Consider the following 20,510-nt stretch of genomic DNA (forward strand, 5'->3'; position numbering starts at 1 on the left):
GAGGGATTATGTCTCAGAGAAGTAAGTACAATTCGGCCTATGTGTACGTCCTGTGTTGTATTGCGGCGCTGGCTGGATTGATGTTTGGTTATTCAACGGCGGTGATTACCGGGGTGGTATTGCCTTTACAGCAGTATTACCAACTGACGCCAACCGAGACCGGATGGGCCGTTTCCAGTATCGTGATTGGTTGTATCATCGGCGCGCTGGTCGGTGGAAAAATTGCCGATAAACTGGGGCGTAAACCTGCGCTTCTGATCATTGCGATCATTTTTATCGCTTCTTCCTTAGGGGCAGCGATGAGTGAATCGTTTATGATCTTCTCCCTTTCCCGCATTGTGTGTGGTTTTGCGGTTGGGATGGCCGGAACGGCATCCACCATGTATATGTCTGAACTGGCGCCTGCTGAAATTCGCGGCAAAGCGCTGGGCATTTACAATATTTCCGTGGTATCTGGCCAGGTTATCGTGTTTATAGTCAACTATCTGATAGCAAAAGGAATGCCTGCTGATGTGCTGGTTTCCCAGGGCTGGAAGACTATGCTTTTTGCCCAAGTGGTACCCTCCATTGCGATGTTAGCGATTACGCTTTTCCTACCCGAATCACCGGCATGGTGCGCCCGTAACAACCGCAGCGAAGCCCGTTCGATAAAGGTGCTTACCCGGATCTACAGTGGATTAACGGCCACAGATGTGGCCGCTATTTTTGACAGCATGAAAGAAACCGTACGTCCACAGGACAACGTCGCCGGGGGAGAACGCACCAACCTGAAAAGCTCGCCGGTGCTCCGCTATATTCTGTTGGTTGGATGCTGTATCGCCGTTTTGCAACAGTTCACAGGCGTTAACGTAATGAACTATTATGCGCCGCTGGTGTTGCAGAACAGCAGTACCGAAGTGGTTATGTTCCAGACCATTTTTATCGCGGTATGTAATGTGGTGGGCAGTTTTATCGGCATGATCCTGTTCGACCGCTATGGCCGTATACCGATTATGAAAATTGGTACCATCGGCTCAATTGTCGGCCTGTTGATCGCGTCATACGGTTTGTACACCCATGATACAGGCTACATTACCATCTTTGGCATCCTGTTTTTTATGCTGCTGTTTGCCGTCAGCTGGAGCGTTGGCGCATGGGTACTGATTTCTGAGGTTTTCCCTGAAAAGATAAAAGGTTTTGGGATGGGGCTGGCGGTGAGTCTGATGTGGATAGCCAACTTCCTCATCTCACTGTTGTTCCCGGTCATAAATGATAACGCCTGGCTGCAGGAGACCTTCGGCGGCGCTTTCTCGATGTGGATTTTTGTCGTCTTTAATTTGGTCTGCTATGTCTTTATTTCTCGTTATGTGCCGGAAACAAAAGGGGTGCCGCTAACAGAAATTGAACGGCTGGCCGAGAACAAGCTGCGTGAAATTCAGGGGAAACGTCGCGATGTAATAGCCTGATACCTCTCCAATATTAGCGGAGAATATCCAGAGATATTCTCCGCTGGTTACATAACCTTTACTCCCTCCAGCGAGTGCGCACAGGATATACCCTGTTGAAATCTCCCCAGTGTTTACCACCTCTACGTAACTACTTGATCCATAATAATATCGGCAAATAGGGTAAGTCTTCTTCTGCATCATTATTTTATTGCGTATTCCTGGTGGGGGCCGTGCCGTAAATACGCTATATACAAAACAGGGAAATAATTTAAGAGAAGGTGGATAGCGATCTTATGAGCGTGTGTGGCGCAGAGTTGAATAAAAAAGCCAGCCGCAGAGGACGGCTGGCAAAGTACCACTCAACGAAGTGTTATCGCGGGTAGTCTGGTGAGTTAATCCACGCGTGGTTCTCTTCCCAGGTGAAACGCCATTTTCGTAGCGGGCCGGCCATCACGTTCAGATAGTAGTTATCGTAACCCGCGATGGTGGCAACCGGGTGGTAGCCTTTAGGTACTTTCACTACATCCCGGTTATAGACCGCCATACATTCATCCAGGCTGCGATCGTCGGTGTAGACGCGCTGTAAGCAGAATCCCTGAGGTGGATTGAAACGGTGATAGTACGTCTCTTCCAGATAGGTCTCCTGGCCTTCAACTGCCGTATCGTGCTTGTGCGCGGGCCAGGAGCTGGTATCGCCTTCATTAGTGTACACTTCAACGACTAGCAGGCTGTCGGCGAGCTGGCTATCAGGAAGGATGTTATGCACCAGGCGCTGATTGCGCCCTTTTCCCCGATGCTCTACCCCGACCTCTTGTGGCGAGATCAGACGTACCGGAAGCTCTCCGAATCCCGGCGCGCTGCATACGGCCAGCTCAAGGTCGGTTTCGGCTGTCACTTTCGCCTCCGTATGATGGGGGAGGTAAACCGAATAAGCCGGAATGCGTTCAAACGGACTCATGCGCTGACCAATCCGATAGAAAAAACTGTCGGCGGCCTTAACGCTGGCCAGCCCGGCAACCAGCACCAGACAGCGTTCACGCTCATCGGACGGCAGGGTTATCGACTCTCCAGCCTTCAACTGCCAGACATCAAAACCGACATACTCCCAGCCTGCATTTTGAGGGGAAATGTGTTGGATATTTCCCGACTCAGAGGTACAGGTACTCAGCAAGTTGGCCATAATCTTCTCCTTCCTGAAAGCGTATTAACCGAGAGTCGGCATACTGAACTCCGATACGATCTGCTGTCCGTTCGGCCAACGCGAGGTAACGGTTTTCATCCGGGTATAGAAGCGCACGCCATCCGGCCCATGGACGTTCAGGGCGCCAAACACCGAGCGCTTCCAGCCGCCAAAAGAGTGAAATGCCATCGGAACCGGAACTGGAATATTAATACCGACCATCCCAGCTTCAACCGACTGGGCGAATTCGCGCGCATAGTGACCGTTGGTGGTGAAAATCACGCTGCCGTTGCCGAATTCATGGGAGTTTACCGTGCTAATGGCGGTGGCATAATCCGGGACGCGCACAATTCCGAGAACCGGGCCAAAAATTTCTTCACGCCAGATGGTCATCTCAGGCGTGACGTTATCAAACAGAGTGCCGCCGACATAAAAGCCTTCAGGATATCCCGCCACGCTATAGTTGCGGCCATCCATGACCAGAGTTGCTCCCTCGCTCACCCCTTTGTCGATGTAACTCAACACTTTCTGTTGATGAGCACGTGAAACAACCGGGCCCATTTCATTTTCATCTTTGCCGCGCAGCTCTCCCGGGCCGATACGTAGCGCCGCAATCAGCGGTTTCAGGCGTTCGATCAGACGGTCCGCCGTTTCATCGCCCACCGCGACCACTACCGGCAGCGCCATACAGCGTTCGCCCGCGGAACCAAATGCTCCGCCCATAATGGCGTTGACGGTGGCGTCCAGATCTGCATCCGGCATGACGATTGCGTGATTTTTGGCGGCCCCGAAGGCCTGTACGCGTTTGCCATGGGCGCTGGCGGTGGTATAGATATGTTCCGCGACGGCGGAGGAACCGACAAAGCTGACGGCCTGTACGCGAGGGTCGCTGGTCAACAGGCTAGCCGCCTCATTGCCACAGTGAACAACGTTAAACACGCCGTCCGGCAGGCCAGCCTCCTGCAGAAGCTGCGCCATACGTAACGATGCGGACGGCACCAGTGCGGGCGGCTTCAGGACGAAGGTATTGCCGCAAGCCAGAGCAACCGGGAACATCCACATAGGCACCATTGCCGGGAAGTTAAACGGTGTGATGCCTGCCACAACCCCAAGCGGCTGCATTAATGAAAAGCTGTCAACGCCTGAGCCGACGTTAAAGGAGTACTCTCCTTTGCTGAGATGCGGGATCCCGCAGGCAAATTCGACAACCTCTATGCCGCGCGTCAGTTCGCCAAGCGCATCTGACCAGACCTTGCCATGCTCGCTGACGATCAGCGCCGCCAGTTCGTCCCGATGCTTTTCCAGTAATACTTTGAATTCAAAAAGGATACGTGCCCGGCGTAGCGGAGTCATTTTACTCCATGCCGGAAAAGCCTCATGTGCGCTTTGAATTGCCGTCAGCATCTCCTCTCGGGTGCTCTGGGTGACCTGACGAATTACTTTACCGGTGGCCGGATTAGTCACCGGTAGCGTCTCGCCGCTGCTGCTCAGTGTCGTTTTACCATGAATAAAATTGCCGACTGTTTCCATCTCTTTTTTATCCTCTTAAACCGATGTTGACGACGTTCTGACTGAGCGGTCACAGGAAAGCCTGGTTATCTTCAGCCTAAAACGCATACCGTATTCAATGTAAATTTTAGGATTAAAAATTTCAAATTTATTTTTATGAAATTTTATTTTGAAAATTTGACGACTGATTTTTATACGAGGGTATGTGCAGTAAGAAATCAAAAATCTAATTAACTTATTGATTTTTATTGTTTTTATTTGGTGTGGTATCAATGGTTGTCTGTTGTGATGAGGAAAGATTTGGAAAAAATTATGATCTATATAGCATTTTTGTTTCATTTGCTGTGGTATAAAAATTCAAATTTCAGGGGTGTTTCGGCACCACAGTTTCGGATATTGGAGGGTAAATCATGCGCTTGTGCTTCTGTCCTTCAGAACGAGAGAATAAGGCTCAGCCCCAGTTGGCGTATGTGAGTCAGGTCAGTGAGAGCAATGGTCCGTTTGTCCGGTTCATGCATATGCACCCACAGACCGTTGAACTGATTCTTATCACCGAAGGAGACGGGGAGTATTTCATTGGCGATCGCATCTACCCGGTTCGTAAAGGCGACCTGGTCATTTATAACAGCCAGGTGGTGCATGATGAGTATCTGGAAAGCGGGCGGCCAATTGGCACTATTTGTTGTGGGATTAACAATATTTCGTGTCCGGGTCTACGTGAGAATGCGCTAATACCGGATGATATTGTGCCGGTTATTCCACTGTATCACCATTATGCGACGGTGGAAAAACTGATGAGCTCCGTGTTTACCGTTATTAATCAGCATGCGGTAGAAGGGCCAGCAATGGCGCAGCTATTGACCCAGGTAGTACTCAAATACATTGAGGGAAATGTCTTATTGCGCACAGGTAACGATGCCATACAGCGCCATGAAAATTTACTTGATTCAATAAAATCCTATATTGATCGCAATTTCTATGAGCCAATTCGGCTGGATACACTGGCGACGAAATTTAATGTCAGTCCTTATTATGTTTCCCATGAATTTAAACGCCGCTATGGTTATTCACCGATGGATTACCTGATAAAACGTAGGCTGGGGGAGGCTCAATCGTTACTAACTACGGATGAAGGCGGGCGCGAAAAGATCACCTCTATTGCCTATCGTGTTGGCTTTAGCAACCTTAGTCATTTTCAGAATTACTTCAAAAATAAAGTGGGGAAAACACCCGGTCAATATCGAAAGGACTATCGTAAAGCTAATTATTTATTATTTGAATATTAATGCTTGCTAAACTTTAATCGTCATGAGAATGGTCGCAATACTGCGGCCATTTTTATTTGTCGGTATATTTTATGCGTTTATCTATAGCGCGAAAAGTCTGGCAATATCATTAAAGAGTGATGATTTTTTTGTGATACCTGACGCATTTATCCCACTTCTTCAACCAGGATAGATAAAGTTTTTCAGGCTACAAAAAGTAATATGTTGTCCATCAAAGGTTAATTTGCATCGCGGTATGCAGTAAAAGCGTTTCATTAAGTGGGAGCCAGCAACATGTACAATGTAAAAAAGAGCATTAAGTTGGGGATTGCGCCTATCGGTTGGCGCAATGATGATATTCCTGAGATTGGTAAAGAAAATACATATAAACAAATACTTAGTGATGCCGCGCTCACCGGTTTTTCCGGGACGGAAGTTGGCGGTTGTTATCCGCAGGATCCTGCTGAGTTAAATAAAGAGTTAATGCTTCGCGGACTGGAAATACCAGGCCAGTGGTTTTCTTCCTTTATTATTCGCGATGGTATTGCATCTGCGATGAATGCTTTTGAACAGCATTGTGCTTATTTGCAGGCAATACATGCATATGTCGCCGTTGTTTCTGAACAAACTTATAGTATTCAAGGTATTATCGATAAGTGCGTTTATACAGAGAAGCCTAACTTCAGCGACAGCGAATGGCAGCTTTTATGCGAAGGACTTAATGCGCTTGGGAAAATTGCCAATGCGCACGGGCTGAAGCTCGCTTTCCATCATCATATGGGCACCGGTGTGCAGACTCTGCCAGAAGTGGATCGACTCATGGAGAATACCGATCCGCAATTTGTACATCTGCTGTTTGATACCGGGCATATATATGTTTCTGACGGCGATGTCATGCCGCTACTGAGTAAACATTTTGATCGTATTAAACACGTTCATTTTAAAGATGTGCGTAATGAAAAACTCAAAGCATGTCGCCTCGCGAAGAAATCATTCCTCAATTCTTTCCTTGATGGTGTGTTTACCGTCCCAGGCGATGGAAATATTGATTTTAAATCCGTATTAGCTTATCTGGTCGGGCATCAATATTCTGGCTGGATTGTTGTTGAGGCCGAGCAGGATCCTAAGAAATATAACCCATTGGAATATGCGCAAAAAGGTAAAAAGCATATTGATGAGTTACTGAAAAATTATCTTTAATTGAAAAGGAAACAGAAAATGACTTTAAAAGCAGGTATTGTAGGTATCGGCATGATCGGCTCCGATCACTTAAGACGTCTGGCCAACACCGTGTCGGGTGTAGAGGTTGTTGCCGTATGTGATATCGTCGCGGGTAGGGCGCAGGCGGCGCTGGATAAGTATGCGATCGAAGCCAAAGATTATAATGACTATCACGATCTGATTAATGATAAAGACGTTGAAGTGGTCATCATTACCGCATCAAATGAGGCGCACGCCGATGTGGCCGTTGCCGCGCTAAATGCTAACAAATATGTTTTCTGCGAAAAACCGTTAGCGGTGACGGCTGCGGATTGTCAGCGTGTGATTGAAGCAGAGCAGAAAAATGGTAAGCGCATGGTGCAGATTGGTTTTATGCGCCGCTACGACAAAGGTTACGTTCAGCTGAAAAATATTATCGACAGCGGCGAAATCGGTCAGCCATTAATGGTTCATGGACGTCATTACAATGCCAGCACGGTGCCAGAATACAAAACGCCACAGGCTATCTATGAAACATTGATTCATGAAATTGACGTTATGCACTGGCTGCTTAACGAAGATTATAAAACCGTTAAGGTTTACTTCCCGCGTCAGTCCAGCCTGGTGACCACTCTGCGTGATCCGCAGCTGGTTGTAATGGAAACCACCTCCGGCATCAATATTGTGGTTGAAGTATTTGTGAACTGCCAGTATGGCTACGACATTCACTGCGATGTTACCGGCGAGAAAGGAATGGCGGAGCTGCCAACCGTCGCCAGCGCCGCGGTACGGAAAGCGGCGAAGTATAGCACCGACATCCTGGTTGACTGGAAACAGCGCTTTATTGATGCATACGACATTGAGTTCCAGGATTTCTTCGATCGCCTGAACGCAGGATTGCCGCCGGCAGGCCCAACGTCATGGGATGGTTATCTGGCTGCGGTTACCGCTGATGCCTGCGTGAAGTCTCAGGAAACAGGGAATACCGAGATTGTTGAATTACCCTCAAAACCTGATTTCTACAAATAAACCTTCCGCGTATTAAAACCTTCTGCCGGATAGCGATGCTTAAGCGTCCTATCCGGCATATCACAATTTATTATCTTCTTTTATCCGGAACTTCCCTATGAAAGGCAGACTCATCTCTTCCGATCCGTATCGTCAGCAATTCCTTGTTGAGCGTGCGGTCTCTTTTTCGCATCGTCAGCGTGATTGCAGTGAATTAATCAGCGTCTTACCGCGCCACACGTTACAGCAGATTGACGGATTCGGCGGCAGCTTTACCGAAGGTGCGGGCGTGGTATTCAACAGCATGAGCGAAAAGACGAAGGCGCAATTTCTTTCCCTTTATTTTTCTGCTCAGGAACATAATTACACTCTGGCGCGGATGCCAATTCAGAGCTGTGATTTTTCCCTGGGCAATTACGCGTATGTCGATTCCAGCGCTGACCTGCAGCAGGGACGGCTCTCCTTTTCCCGCGATGAAGCGCATTTAATACCGCTGATTTCCGGGGCGTTGCGGTTAAATCCACACATGAAGCTGATGGCTTCGCCGTGGAGTCCGCCGGCGTTTATGAAAACTAATAACGATATGAACGGTGGCGGCAAGCTGCGGCGCGAATGCTACGCAGACTGGGCCGATATCATTATCAACTACCTGCTGGAATACCGCCGCCACGGTATTAATGTGCAGGCGCTTTCCGTGCAGAATGAGCCGGTGGCGGTAAAAACCTGGGACTCCTGTCTGTATAGCGTGGAAGAGGAGACAGCCTTTGCCGTGCAGTATCTGCGTCCGCGCCTCGCCCGGCAGGGTATGGATGAGATGGAGATCTATATCTGGGATCACGATAAAGATGGCCTGGTAGACTGGGCTGAACTCGCCTTTGCTGACGAAGCTAATTATAAGGGAATTAACGGGCTGGCATTCCACTGGTATACCGGCGACCATTTTTCGCAAATACAGTATCTGGCCCAGTGCCTGCCGGATAAAAAACTCCTGTTTTCCGAAGGCTGTGTGCCAATGGAGAGCGATGCCGGTAGCCAGATTCGCCACTGGCATACCTATCTCCATGACATGATTGGTAATTTCAAATCGGGTTGTAGCGGGTTTATCGACTGGAATCTGCTGTTGAACAGTGAGGGGGGGCCGAATCATCAGGGTAATCTGTGTGAAGCGCCCATTCAATACGATGCACAAAACGACGTGCTGCGGCGTAACCACTCCTGGTATGGTATTGGCCACTTCTGCCGCTATGTGCGTCCGGGGGCGAGGGTCATGCTTTCTTCAAGTTACGATAATCTTCTGGAAGAGGTGGGATTTGTGAATCCCGACGGCGAGCGTGTGCTGGTGGTGTATAACCGCGATGTCCAGGAAAGGCGTTGTCGGGTGCTGGATGGCGATAAAGAGATCGCGTTAACGCTGCCGCCGTCAGGCGCCAGTACGTTGCTATGGCGGCAGGAGTCGATCTGAATGATGAAGCTGGGATTTAATGAAGCGACCTGTATGCGAAACTCCACGCTGGCACAGGATGTTGTGTTGGCGGAACGTTTTGGCTATGACTGCATCGAAATCCGTCTGGATATGTTGCAGGAGTGGTTGCAGAAACATACGTTAAGCGAGCTGGCAGACATTTTCGCCGTCGGCCACCTTAAGCCCTGGGGCTACAATTCGCTGGAAGACATTACGTTTTGTGATAGCGAAAGCTGGGCGGAGAAACGGCGGCAGTTGGCTTTCGCCTGCCATGCTGGCTCAGTGGTGGGGGGGGATTGTCTGGTCGTGGTGCCCACCATTCGTCAGGGGGGAAATTTTCCGCCAGGGGAAACGGTGAAAGATTCAGTGAAGCGTCTGCGCGAGATGGCGGCAGTGGCGGAAGAAAGCCAGATGCGGCTGGCCTTTGAGCCGATCGGTTCCGCAGGATGCTGTGTGCGCAGTCTTGCCATGGCGATGGAGATCGTAGATGCGGTCGATCGCAGTAACGTCGGGCTGGTCGTCGATGCCTTTAATCTTTACCTGCACGATCAATGGCGGGATCTGACCACGCTTCGCCAGATCCCTGTGGAAAAGATCTTCGTTTACCATATTGATGACGCCGATAATCTGCCGCTGGCAACGCTGGAGCATTGCCATCGTCTGTTTCCTGGCAACGGCGTGATCCCACTGCATGAGATCACGCATGAGCTAGTGCAGAAGGGCTATGAGGGGATCTGTTCGCTGGAACTGTTTAACCCTGGCTACTGGCAGATGGCGGCCAGCGAAGTCTTTGCGATAGGGGCGGAAAAGACTCGCCCCTTCTTAACTGCTTAATGTTGCCGCAGCAGGAGATGGACAACCGCCGCGCCCAGCAGCGCGCAGGCCGCGGCCAGAAGAAAGACCTGCTGATAGCCGATAAACGGCGTCAGCAGGCCCGCTATTGGTCCGGTAAATCCGTAGGCCAGATCCTGAAACGCTGACCAGACGCCGAGGGCCGTACCACGAATCTCCGGTGGCACTCTGCGCACAACCTCTACGCCCAGCGATGGGAACATCAGCGAACAGCCGCAGCCGGTAATCGCCGCGCCAATCAGCGCAGCGCCTGCTGACGGGGCGGCCCACATTACCGCCAGTCCGGTCCCCTCTACCAGTAGTGAAAAGGTTGCGACCGTGGCGCCGCCGTAACGGTCGGGAAATTTGGCGCAGAAAAAGCGGACAGCGATAAACGCAATGCCAAACAGCGTCATCGCAAAACCGGTGTTATCCCAGTGACGCTCGTTGAACCAGAGGGCGGTAAACGCGCTTAGGGTGGCAAAACCAATGCCCTGGAGCACAAGCCCTGTTCCGGGCCGCCACACCAGGCCGACTACCCGTAGCACTGGCACGCGGGGACGGGCTGTTGGGATATTCCCCGGAATGCCATAGATGACTCCGCTGGCGATGATCGGCAACAGCACGACGAGGAGCGCCGGAAGCGCCAGGCCGGCCCTGGCGTAAAGCGACAGCCCCAGCGGCGCGCCGATAGCCAGCGCACCGTAGGTCGCCATGCCGTTCCAGGAAATAACCTGACCCGCGTGGGTCGAGCCCGCCAGCCACATCCCCCAGGTTAAATTACCGGTCAAAATGAAACTTTCACCGATGCCCAGCAGCACACGACCAACAATCAGTATGGCCCATGCGAGCAGCGGAACCGGGTGAGCGATTAGACTGACCAGCATCAGCAGACCTGATGCGGCGCAGTAGAACTGACCGGTGATAACCGTCCGACGTCCGCCTGACGTGTCGGCTTTTCGACCCGCGGCGCCCCGGGTAAGCAAGGTGGCGATAAACTGGCTGCCTACCGCGATACCGATCAACAGATCGCTCAGATGCAACTGCTGCTGAACGTACAGCGGCAGCATGACTAACGGGATGCCAATAGTCAGATAGTTGAGAAACATCGCGGCGCTGATGCGAAACAGCGTGATCGATGTGGAATGTTGTGTGAGAGCTGGCATGGAATCGTCCTTGAACACGCCCCTTGTCCGATGCAGACACGGGGCGTGATGAGGCAGGCATTAACGTGCCGGGCGGTATTCGCGCCAGTAGTCGATAAGCATGCGGTATTTTTGTTTCACCGTTGCGATGAGCTGTTCATCGTTAAGCTGGCCGCCTAACCACTGGCGTGACGGTTCGCCAAAGATGGTCCGGCCGACGGCGAAACCTTTCACCCAGGGCATATCCGCTGCTGCGGCGAATCCTGACTTCAACTCGCTTTCCGGTGCGTCCAGGCCAAGTATCAATATACCGCGACATTCAGGGTCATAATGCTCAATATGCTGGCTGATTTCTCGCCAACGATCTGGGCTTAACGGCGGCAGTTTCCACCAGTCCGGCAGGATCCCCAGTTGATAAAAACGTTCCACAATCTGGGGATAGTATTGCTCATTTTGGTCTGCCGCATCGCGCGGCAAGATGACTTCCAGCAGCAGATCGTGACCAGACTGGCAGCAGGCGCGGTAAACCTCGTCAATGAGCGCCTCTTGTTCAAGACGTACCGACTCTGCATCGAGTGGATGATAGAAGACCAGACATTTCACGACGTGCTCTTGCGGCCAGCTGACAAGCTGAGAGCCAATATCGCCATGTTCCAGCTTCAGCGGATACGAACCGGGCATCTCAACCGGTCGGCCAATCCACCATCCCTGGCCGGTCACGTCGTTAAGCGCCTGCTGACCAAAGGTGGTATCGGCAAGGATGCCGCTATTATTCTGTAAACCGGCCTCAAGCGCCGCCTGACGTGCCCCTTCCAGCAGTAGCATCTTCAGAGGGGGGATCGCGGATTCACTGGCGCCGACTTCATTTGCGATATCCACCAGTTGCTTGCGATGGTCAAAGGCGAATACGCACAGCTCCGGCCAGTGCTGTTTACGGGTTGTGACCCGATGAAGGTGATTCAGCCTCGGGTCTTTGTCTGGCCGGGTGATGGATTGTTCACGCGCGAGGTAGTCGTCCAGCTCTTTTTTGGTTGGCATGGCGGGGGCACAACCGTGGCGCGATACCACTAACGCGCCGCAGGCGTTTGCATAACGGCAGGCTTGCTCCCAGCTTTCATCGTTCAGGTATCCCCGCAGCAGTCCTGACATAAAGGCATCGCCCGCGCCCAGAACGTTCAGAACGTCTACGCGAACGCCGCTATGTATCTTCACCTGCGACCAGTCATCGGCGATGTTGCCTTCAAAGACTGAGCAGCCCAGCGCGCCGCGTTTGCACACCAGTACGGCCTGGGTCAACTGACGGACGCGCTGCAGGGCGGTCAGCGTGTCGGTACTGCCGCCGGCGATATGGAATTCTTCTTCGGTCCCAACGATCAGATCGAAATGGCGCAATACCTGCTGGAGCTGTTCGGTAACCTGTGATGAGGCGATGAAACGCGTTTCACCGTCTCCTAGCGACGTCAGGCCCCACAGTACGGGGCGGTAGTCGATATCCAGCGCCCGCCGCAGCCCGTGTTTTTGCGCATACTCCAGCGCTTTAAGAACGGCGGCGCGCGTATTGGGGTGAGAAAGATGGGTACCGGTGACGGCTAATGCGCGTGAAGAAGCGATGTAATCTTCGCGGATATCCTCAGGTGTTAGCGCCATGTCCGCGCAGTTATCGCGGTAGAAGATCAGAGGAAAGGTGTCCTGATCTTTAATGCCGAGGATCACCAACGCGGTCAGACGATCGCGATCCGACAGCAGGCACTGCGTATCCACACCAACGCGGTTTAATTCTTCACGAACGAAACGTCCCATATGCTCATCGCCGACGCGGGCCAGCATAGCGGAACGTAATCCCTGAATGGCCGTGCCGTAGGCAACATTGCCTGACGATCCCCCTAAATATTTAGCGAAAGTCGTCATATCCTCCAGCCGCGACCCGATTTGTTGACCATACAAATCAACGGCGACTCGTCCCAGACAGATAACGTCCAGCGGCTTTTGCTCACTACTGACTGCTTTATTCATTGACATATCCCCTAACAGAAGACGGTGTTATTTTTGCCCATACTAAGGTTTGGTGATTTCATTTTCAATAAAAATGGAAATAATGTTTTCATTTATTGTTTGAACAAGATCACAGAAATGGCATTTCCGGGCAACGCGTATGATCGTTTTTTGTTGTGTTTTTTGTTTTAATTGATTGATTATTAATGTGTTATTTATTTTAAAAGCACATGGAAGATAAATTTCATTTTCATGAAAAATACGCCTAAATGGCGAAATTTTTTAACCGTTTTTTGATCTCCTTCCCATAAATGAAATATAAATTCCATATAATTGTGAGAACGGAAATTTTGATCCTATGATAAGTCTCTGTGTTTTTGGGGCTGAAGCGATGCATAAGCAGGCAACGACAGCCGAACGGTTGATAAAAGCAGGTGGGGTACATGAAAACAATCAGGTTGACCATGGCGCAGGCTTTGGTGCGCTTTCTTGATAATCAGTACATCGACGTAGACGGCAGCGAAATCAAATTTGTAAAAGGGATTTTCGCCATTTTTGGCCACGGGAACGTCGTCGGATTGGGGCAAGCGCTGGAAGAGGACTGTGGCCAACTTAGCGTTCATCAAGGGCGTAACGAACAGGGAATGGCGCATATCGCGACGGGATTTGCCCGCCAGATGCGTCGCCATCAGATTTATGCCTGCACCTCCTCAGTGGGGCCAGGGGCCGCCAATATGATCACCGCAGCGGCGACCGCGACGGCTAACCGTATTCCACTGCTTTTGCTGCCGGGCGATGTGTACGCATCTCGTCAACCCGACCCGGTTTTGCAACAGGTTGAACAAGAACACGATCTGACGCTGAGCACCAATGACGCTTTCCGTGCAGTTAGCCGCTACTGGGATCGCATTACGCGTCCGGAACAGCTAATGAGCGCCTGTATCAGCGCGATGCGGGTGTTAACCGATCCGGCGGATACGGGGGCCGTGACGCTTTGCCTGCCACAGGATGTGCAGGGTGAAGCCTGGGATTATCCGGATTATTTTTTCGCTCGCCGGGTCTATCGTCTTGAGCGTCACGCGCCGACGGAGCCGATGCTGAACGAGGCGGTTGCGCTGATTCGCCGCCACCAGCGGCCGCTGATCGTTTGCGGTGGGGGCGTGAAGTATTCGCAGGCTGAAGAGGCGCTGCTGAGATTTGCCGAACGCTGTCATCTGCCGATTGCTGAAACCCAGGCTGGCAAGGGAGCGCTCAGTTCTGCACACCCGTTGAACGTCGGCGGGATTGGCGAAACCGGTTCACTGGCGGCGAATCTGCTGGCGCAGGAGGCCGATCTGATTATCGGTGTGGGGACGCGCTATACCGATTTCACCACCTCCTCAAAGTGGATCTTCCAGAATCCCGACGTGCGCTACTTAAATATCAACGTTAGCCGCTTTGATGTCTTCAAGCTGGATGGCGTACAGATGCAGGGTGACGCTCGCGTCGCCCTGACGCAGCTTAGCGAACGGCTGGCCCAGGAGCATTATGCTTCGCAATGGGGTGAGACTATTCACCGCGTCCGCTCGCAATATATGGCGGAAGTTGAGCGCGTCTATGCTGTGGAATATAGCGGAGAGGGCTTCAAACCTGAAATTGAGGATCATATGGATACTCAAAAGGTGTTTGAAGAGTTTAATGAGATTACGCGGTCGTGGCTGACCCAGACGCGCGTGTTGGGCGTGCTTAACCGGATGTTGCCGGAAAACGCGCTGGTGGTGGCGGCGGCGGGCAGCCTGCCGGGCGACCTCCAGCGTGTCTGGCAAAGCCGCGGCGAGAATGATTACCACGTCGAGTACGGCTACTCCTGTATGGGCTACGAAGTCAATGCCGCATTGGGGGCCAAGCTGGCGCAGCCGGAGCGCGAGGTGTACAGCTTCGTGGGCGACGGTTCGTTCATGATGCTGCACTCTGAGTTGGTCACTTCCGTCCAGATGGGGAAAAAGATTACCGTCATTTTGCTCGATAACATGACCAACGGCTGTATCAATAATCTGCAAATGGAACACGGTATGGACAGTTACTTCACCGAGTTTCGTTTCCATCAGCAGGAGAGCGGTCGTCAGGAAGGCGGGTTTATCCCGGTCGATTTCGCTCTCATCGCTGAAGGGTATGGCTGTAAAAGCTATCGCGTCACCACCATTGAACAACTGCATGAAGCGTTGGAAGATGCTCGTAAACAGACCGTGAGCACGCTGATAGACATAAAAGTGCTTCCCAAAACGATGGTGCATAAGTACCTGAGCTGGTGGCGCGTTGGCGGGGCGCAGGTATCCCGTAGCGAACGTATCCAGGCGGTAGCGCGTATGCTTGAAGAACATATCGGACAGGCCCGGCAGTACTGATTAATTTGCCGTCGTTCAGGTTGCAGAAGTGTGGTTATTGTTCTGCAACCTGAACGATACAGCGTCAACGCATTGTTTGCTTTTCAGAACGGCAAAATAAAACGATCCGTTTTTCGCAGAACTACGGATGCTTTTCTTTTGCGGTTTTAAATTTACTATTCATGAGATTAAGAGGTACGAATGAAAAAGCTTCGATGTGGTGTTATTGGCCTCGGTCGGGTAGGTAAAATGCATGTTGAGAATATGTATTTACTGCCTCAATTAGATATTATCTGCGCCGCCGATTATTTTATTGAGGAGATGAGCGATTGGCTTTATTCGGTAAATATAACTTCAGGGTATAAAAATTATCAGGAACTTTTACAGCGTGATGATATAGAGGCAGTTTTTATTTTCACCTCAACGGATATGCACGAAGAGATCGTCACGGCGGCAGCGCAGGCGGGGAAGCACATTTTTTGTGAAAAACCGCTCAGCATGAATGAAGATGAGCAGGCCTCAATGGCGGTGCTGAGAAAAGTGAAAGAGAAGGGGGTGACGCTGCAGGTTGCCTTTAATCGCCGTTTTGATCCTCAGTTTCACGAGGTCTTTGAGCTGGTGCGCAGCGGCAAGATTGGTCGGCCCCAGATGATAAAAATCACCTCCCGCGATCCGGACCTGCTACCCCATGATCTGATCAAACGTATTGGCGGTCTGATTTTTGACTTCACCATGCATGACTTTGATATGGCTCGTTTTATGATGCAGGATGAAGTCAGCGAAGTCTATGTTAAGGGCAATACGCTGATTGATCCCAGCCTGAAAAATATTGATGATGTTGATACGCTTGCGGTGATGCTGACTTTCAGAAACGGCGGCTACGCGCTCATTGATAACAGCCGTCGGGCGGTATATGGCTATGACCAACGGGTGGAGGTTTTTGGCTCAGAAGGGATGGCGTATGCGGATAACGTTAGTGAATCTACGGTGAAAGTTTTCAACAGCCAGCACTGCATAATGAAAAATCCCCTTCCTGATTTCACGGTCCGTTATCGCGAAGCTTACCGAACGGAAATATTACACTTTATTGATTCAGTCCTGCATCATACGCCGGTTGTCTGTACCGGCGAAGACGCATTATTGGCCCAGCGTATCGCTATTGCCGCGCAGCAATCATTAAAAAGCGGGCTGCCGGTGAAAATAACAAGCGATATTTATCTTTAACTGCATCTGTTAATAATGAATAAACTCTCGCACTGAAAAGTGTGAGAGCTTTTCTATACCGAGGGTAATAAAATGAAAGAAATGCAGGCAACGCTGCCCCAGACATTTTATATAAAACCAGGTAAGTTTATCTGGAGTTACCTGGGAACATTTTTATTTATGTTGGGCGGCTGTATTGAGAACAGCTGGTTATCTGCCTGGTTAAATACGCAGGGATTTGATCAAGCGCATATCGGGCAGATTTTTGCCGGATATGGGATTGTGGTCGCGATCACCTCCTGGCTATCCGGCGTCTGTGTGGACGTTTTTGGTCCTAAAAAGGTGATGGTTACCGGTTTTATCGTCTATCTTCTGGCTTCCGTCGCGTTTCTGAACTTTGCGCTACCCAGCCATGATTTTGGCGCCATTCTCGTGACCTATATGCTGCGTGGCGTGGGATATCCGCTGGTCTGTTACTCCTTCCTGGTACGCCTGACCATCCAGTTGGATAATCACCAGCAAGGGATCGGCACCTCGCTGTTTTGGGTGGTCTATAACCTTGGTTTTACCATCATTGGGCCGGTGGTGGCGGCGTCGTTAATTCCTGCGTTGGGGCATATCAACGTGATGTGGGCCGGGATGGGCGTTGCGCTGCTGGGGGTTCTCTTCATGCTGGTGCTGGAACGCAATGAATTCATTCTGAAACCGCGAACGACGCCGGTCTTCAAAGAGTTATCTGCGGGTATCTCCATTATGTATGAACGGCCACGGATCGGTCTGGCGGTGATTGTCAAAACTATTAACGGTCTTGGCACCTATGGTTTTGTTGTCGTATTACCTCTGTTTCTGCTGGATAAGCACTTTACGCTTGAGGAATGGGCGAGTATTTGGGGGATTACCTTTATCTCTAACCAGGTCTTCAACATTATCTTTGGCTGGATGGGCGATAAAATTGGTTTTCGCCGAACCATCCAGATTTTTGGCAGCATCCTGACCGGTGTCGCTACGCTGATTGTTTACTGGGTGCCGATGATATGGGGGCATAACTATGTCGCCTTTATGCTGGCGATGTGTTTGTGGGGAGCCGGGCTGGCTGGCTTTGTGCCAATGACGCCGCTGGTGCCGATGATGGCGCCGGATAAGAAGGGGGCGGCGAACTCGGCCGTGAACTTTGGTTCCGGCCTGGGGAATTTCGTTGGGCCAGCGCTGGTCTCCGTTCTGGCAGGATTCGGCACCGGCGTGGTGATGTATACTATGGCGGGGCTCTATTTATTCAGCGGCATCCTGGTGCAGTTTCTTAAAGTGCCTGGCGAGAAATAGTTTCAAATATTCTTCAAAAATCCCTTATAGCCTGTGATGTTCATCACTAAATTAAACCGGTTTTTATCAAGATTGATAAAGCCGGTTTTTTCACCCTACGTTAAATTGTACTAACGGATTACGGTTATTTACCCACTCATATACGTTCAGGGAGAAAATAATGAATATCGAGAAAACACGGTTTTGTATTAACCGGAAAATTGCACCGGGTCTAAGCATAGAAGCATTCTTTCGACTGGTTAAACGTCTTGAGTTTAATAAAGTGGAATTGCGTAATGATATGCCAAGCGGCAGCGTTACTGATGACTTGAATTATAATCAGGTGCGTAACCTGGCAGAAAAGTATGGACTTGAAATTGTCACAATTAATGCGGTCTATCCCTTCAACCAACTGACCGAGGAGGTAGTAAAAAAAACGGAAGGATTATTACGAGACGCACAGGGAGTCGGCGCGCGGGCATTAGTTCTTTGTCCGCTGAATGATGGAACGATTGTGCCGCCGGAGGTTACGGTTGAGGCAATAAAACGACTGAGCGATCTCTTTGCCCGGTATGATATTCAGGGGCTGGTTGAGCCTTTGGGATTCCGCGTAAGTTCGCTGCGTTCTGCTGTCTGGGCTCAGCAACTGATCCGGGAAGCAGGTTCCCCCTTTAAGGTTTTGCTGGATACCTTCCATCATCATCTGTACGAAGAGGCCGAAAAGGAGTTTGCGTCGCGCATTGATATTTCTGCTATCGGGTTGGTGCATTTGTCCGGTGTGGAAGACACCCGACCAACGGAAGCATTGGCTGATGAGCAGCGTATTATGCTGAGTGAAAAGGATGTAATGCAGAATTACCAGCAGGTGCAGCGTCTGGAAAATATGGGATATCGCGGTATTTACGCTTTTGAACCTTTTTCTTCCCAGTTGGCTTCCTGGAGTGAGGCGGAAATAGAGGAACAAATTAATCGCAGCGTGTCATTGCTGTTGCAATGATACAGCTAATTTCCAGGTGACCGTTTTCAGTTTCCGCAGCGTGGTATTTACAATGAAAATTGCTTTTGATGTCGATGTTATTAAACATTTACCCATTACCCAAATGGTACGGCAGGTTTCCGAGTGGGGGTATAAATATATTGAGCAGTCGCCGCACCCGCGTATTAATCCGTTTTATAAACACCCTAAAGCTGGTCGCGATACCATACAGAAATATAAACGCGCCTTGCAGAACTACGGTGTGGAAATCTCGTCATTTATTGTGGTTTATCGTTGGTCCGGCCCCGATGAAGAGCGTCGGCGCGCCGCGGTAACCAACTGGAAGCGGATGATTGAGATTGCCGTTGATATGGGCGTACAGGTGATTAATACCGAGCTTTCCGGGACGCCGGATGAGCCGGAGATTTGTGAAGAGATGTGGTATCGCTCCATGGAGGAACTGCTGCCGATCGTGGAACGAGAGGGAATTCGAATCGAAATTCAGTCTCACCCCTGGGATTTCTGTGAACTGAACGATGAGACGGTCGACATGGTGCAGTCTTTGCGTAGTGATAACGTGACCTATCTGTACAGCGCACCGCATGGCTTCTTTTACGATAAAGGGCAGGGAGACGTCGCAAGGATGCTGAACTATGCCGGGGCCGATCTTTCGCATGTTCTGCTGGCCGATACGCACAACCACACGCTTCCCTGCCGCTATATCATGAACCCGCCTGGCGTGAATGCGACGATTCATCAGCACATCGGGCTGGGAGAAGGTGAGGTCGATTTTGACGCGCTATTCCAGGCGCTGCGTGAAATGGATTTTGCAAATCGCACGTTTAAGGTGGGCGGTGAGGCAATTATCACCACGTCGCTGTTTGGTTATCCTGAAAAAATGAGTGTTCAGGCGGTGGAAACGCGCGAGCGGATCGAGCGGGAGCTACTCGGACGTTAAAAACGGGTGGATTTGCCTGTACCGCGCCACAGGCTGGCGCGGTCATTTGCGGCAATTACCCTTCGTTTTCCGCCAGCTCGCGCAGATACTGGAAGATCTGACGCGCTGATTTCGGCGGTTTGTTGCCTTCTTTCTCTTTCTTCGCATTGCGGATCAATGAACGAAGCTGTTGACGATCGGCGTGCGGCCACAGGGTCAGTACTTCGGCTACCGCGTCATCGCCTTCGACGATCAGACGATCGCGCAGATGCTCAAGCTTGTGAAACAGCACCACCTGCTGATTATGGCGGTTCTTCAGCTTGTCCAGCGCCTGGCGAATAGGTTCAACGTCGCGTTGGCGCAGCATTTTTCCGATAAGCTGCAACTGGCGGCGGCGTCCTTCCATTTTGATACGCTGGGCCAGTTCAATGGCGTCGCGCAGATCGGCGTCCAGCGGGATCTTATCCAGCGCGTTTTTCCCCAGATCCACCAGTTCCGCGCCCAGGCGTTTTAATTCCTCGGCATCGCGTTTAATTTCACTTTTACTGACCCAGATAATTTCATCGTCTTCGTCTTCGATGTCATCACCGGGAACGTCGTCGAGCCAGTCTTCGGGCTGCTTTGTCATGTCAGGCTCCTTAAAAAAAGAGGCTAATGTTACCAGTTAAGATGCGCACTGAAAAACGGTTCTCTGTTAGACTTCAGAGAAACTC

17 protein-coding genes are annotated in these 20,510 nt (G+C 50.9%); 11 read left to right on the plus strand and 6 right to left on the minus strand.

What is annotated here, in order from left to right; translation table 11 throughout:
* Positions 1-8: 8 nt before the first annotated feature.
* On the plus strand, positions 9-1,445 hold the full coding sequence (gene iolT2 / locus ACLJRH_RS14460) for a myo-inositol import MFS transporter IolT2 (protein ID WP_000083108.1): 1,437 nt from the start codon (positions 9-11) through the stop codon (positions 1,443-1,445).
* A 352-nt stretch (positions 1,446-1,797) separates the two neighbouring features.
* On the opposite strand, the gene iolB is transcribed toward iolT2, so the two are convergent.
* The 3 genes from iolB to ACLJRH_RS14475 are packed head-to-tail and all read right to left on the minus strand — an operon-like array spanning position 1,798 to position 4,455.
* The gene (gene iolB, locus ACLJRH_RS14465) at positions 1,798-2,607 is read right to left on the minus strand and encodes a 5-deoxy-glucuronate isomerase (protein WP_000002010.1); all 810 of its coding nucleotides are present in this window, start codon (positions 2,605-2,607) and stop codon (positions 1,798-1,800) included.
* A gap of 24 nt (positions 2,608-2,631) precedes the next feature.
* Positions 2,632-4,137, minus strand: coding sequence for a malonate-semialdehyde dehydrogenase IolA (gene iolA / locus ACLJRH_RS14470; protein WP_023137273.1), 1,506 nt, complete (start codon positions 4,135-4,137; stop codon positions 2,632-2,634).
* Positions 4,138-4,152: 15 nt separating this feature from the next.
* On the minus strand, positions 4,153-4,455 hold the full coding sequence (locus ACLJRH_RS14475) for a hypothetical protein (RefSeq protein ID WP_071786680.1): 303 nt from the start codon (positions 4,453-4,455) through the stop codon (positions 4,153-4,155).
* A gap of 122 nt (positions 4,456-4,577) precedes the next feature.
* On the opposite strand from ACLJRH_RS14475, the gene reiD reads away from it, so the two are divergent.
* The 5 genes from reiD (at position 4,578) to iolI1 (ending at position 9,885) form a co-directional block, all read left to right on the plus strand.
* Positions 4,578-5,402, plus strand: a complete 825-nt coding sequence (reiD, locus tag ACLJRH_RS14480) for a myo-inositol utilization transcriptional regulator ReiD (protein ID WP_000332219.1) — start codon at positions 4,578-4,580, stop codon at positions 5,400-5,402.
* A 258-nt stretch (positions 5,403-5,660) separates the two neighbouring features.
* The gene (gene iolE, locus ACLJRH_RS14485) at positions 5,661-6,581 is read left to right on the plus strand and encodes a myo-inosose-2 dehydratase (protein ID WP_012601329.1); all 921 of its coding nucleotides are present in this window, start codon (positions 5,661-5,663) and stop codon (positions 6,579-6,581) included.
* Positions 6,582-6,599: 18 nt separating this feature from the next.
* Positions 6,600-7,610, plus strand: a complete 1,011-nt coding sequence (gene iolG1, locus ACLJRH_RS14490; RefSeq protein WP_000172704.1) for an inositol 2-dehydrogenase IolG1 — start codon at positions 6,600-6,602, stop codon at positions 7,608-7,610.
* A 97-nt stretch (positions 7,611-7,707) separates the two neighbouring features.
* Complete coding sequence (srfJ, locus tag ACLJRH_RS14495; protein ID WP_000678388.1) at positions 7,708-9,051, plus strand: lysosomal glucosyl ceramidase-like type III secretion effector SrfJ; 1,344 nt, start codon at positions 7,708-7,710, stop codon at positions 9,049-9,051.
* Positions 9,052-9,885 carry a 2-keto-myo-inositol isomerase IolI1 gene (gene iolI1, locus ACLJRH_RS14500; RefSeq protein ID WP_080187402.1) on the plus strand — a complete coding sequence of 278 codons (834 nt, stop codon included), beginning with the start codon at positions 9,052-9,054 and terminating at the stop codon, positions 9,883-9,885.
* Here the strand turns inward: iolI1 and ACLJRH_RS14505 are convergent.
* Both ACLJRH_RS14505 and ACLJRH_RS14510 read right to left on the minus strand, forming a co-directional pair.
* Positions 9,882-11,048 (minus strand): MFS transporter, encoded by a 1,167-nt coding sequence (locus tag ACLJRH_RS14505; protein ID WP_001111174.1) that lies wholly within the window; start codon positions 11,046-11,048, stop codon positions 9,882-9,884. The two genes, iolI1 and ACLJRH_RS14505, sit on opposite strands and share 4 nt — an antisense overlap.
* A 60-nt stretch (positions 11,049-11,108) precedes the next feature.
* Positions 11,109-13,046 (minus strand): bifunctional 5-dehydro-2-deoxygluconokinase/5-dehydro-2-deoxyphosphogluconate aldolase, encoded by a 1,938-nt coding sequence (locus ACLJRH_RS14510; protein ID WP_077906186.1) that lies wholly within the window; start codon positions 13,044-13,046, stop codon positions 11,109-11,111.
* A 416-nt stretch (positions 13,047-13,462) separates the two neighbouring features.
* Here ACLJRH_RS14510 and iolD point away from each other — a divergent pair, with 416 nt between their 5' ends.
* The 5 genes from iolD to iolH all read left to right on the plus strand — a co-directional run bounded on the left by iolD (position 13,463) and on the right by iolH (position 19,818).
* The gene (gene iolD, locus ACLJRH_RS14515; RefSeq protein ID WP_023137275.1) at positions 13,463-15,403 is read left to right on the plus strand and encodes a 3D-(3,5/4)-trihydroxycyclohexane-1,2-dione acylhydrolase (decyclizing); all 1,941 of its coding nucleotides are present in this window, start codon (positions 13,463-13,465) and stop codon (positions 15,401-15,403) included.
* 180 nt (positions 15,404-15,583) lie between these two features.
* Entirely contained in the window at positions 15,584-16,606 is a 1,023-nt protein-coding gene (gene iolG2 / locus ACLJRH_RS14520; protein ID WP_000736098.1) for a D-chiro-inositol-2-dehydrogenase IolG2, read from the plus strand.
* A 72-nt stretch (positions 16,607-16,678) separates the two neighbouring features.
* The gene (locus tag ACLJRH_RS14525; protein WP_000661780.1) at positions 16,679-17,905 is read left to right on the plus strand and encodes an MFS transporter; all 1,227 of its coding nucleotides are present in this window, start codon (positions 16,679-16,681) and stop codon (positions 17,903-17,905) included.
* A 160-nt stretch (positions 17,906-18,065) separates the two neighbouring features.
* Positions 18,066-18,881, plus strand: coding sequence for a 2-keto-myo-inositol isomerase IolI2 (gene iolI2, locus ACLJRH_RS14530; RefSeq protein ID WP_001019386.1), 816 nt, complete (start codon positions 18,066-18,068; stop codon positions 18,879-18,881).
* A 52-nt stretch (positions 18,882-18,933) separates the two neighbouring features.
* On the plus strand, positions 18,934-19,818 hold the full coding sequence (gene iolH / locus ACLJRH_RS14535) for a sugar phosphate isomerase/epimerase IolH (protein ID WP_023137276.1): 885 nt from the start codon (positions 18,934-18,936) through the stop codon (positions 19,816-19,818).
* Positions 19,819-19,873: 55 nt separating this feature from the next.
* On the opposite strand, the gene yjgA is transcribed toward iolH, so the two are convergent.
* The gene (gene yjgA / locus ACLJRH_RS14540; protein WP_000166287.1) at positions 19,874-20,425 is read right to left on the minus strand and encodes a ribosome biogenesis factor YjgA; all 552 of its coding nucleotides are present in this window, start codon (positions 20,423-20,425) and stop codon (positions 19,874-19,876) included.
* Positions 20,426-20,510 lie beyond the last annotated feature (85 nt).

The sequence above is a fragment of the Salmonella sp. SAL04162 genome (assembly GCF_046551535.1).
GTDB lineage: Bacteria > Pseudomonadota > Gammaproteobacteria > Enterobacterales > Enterobacteriaceae > Salmonella > Salmonella enterica.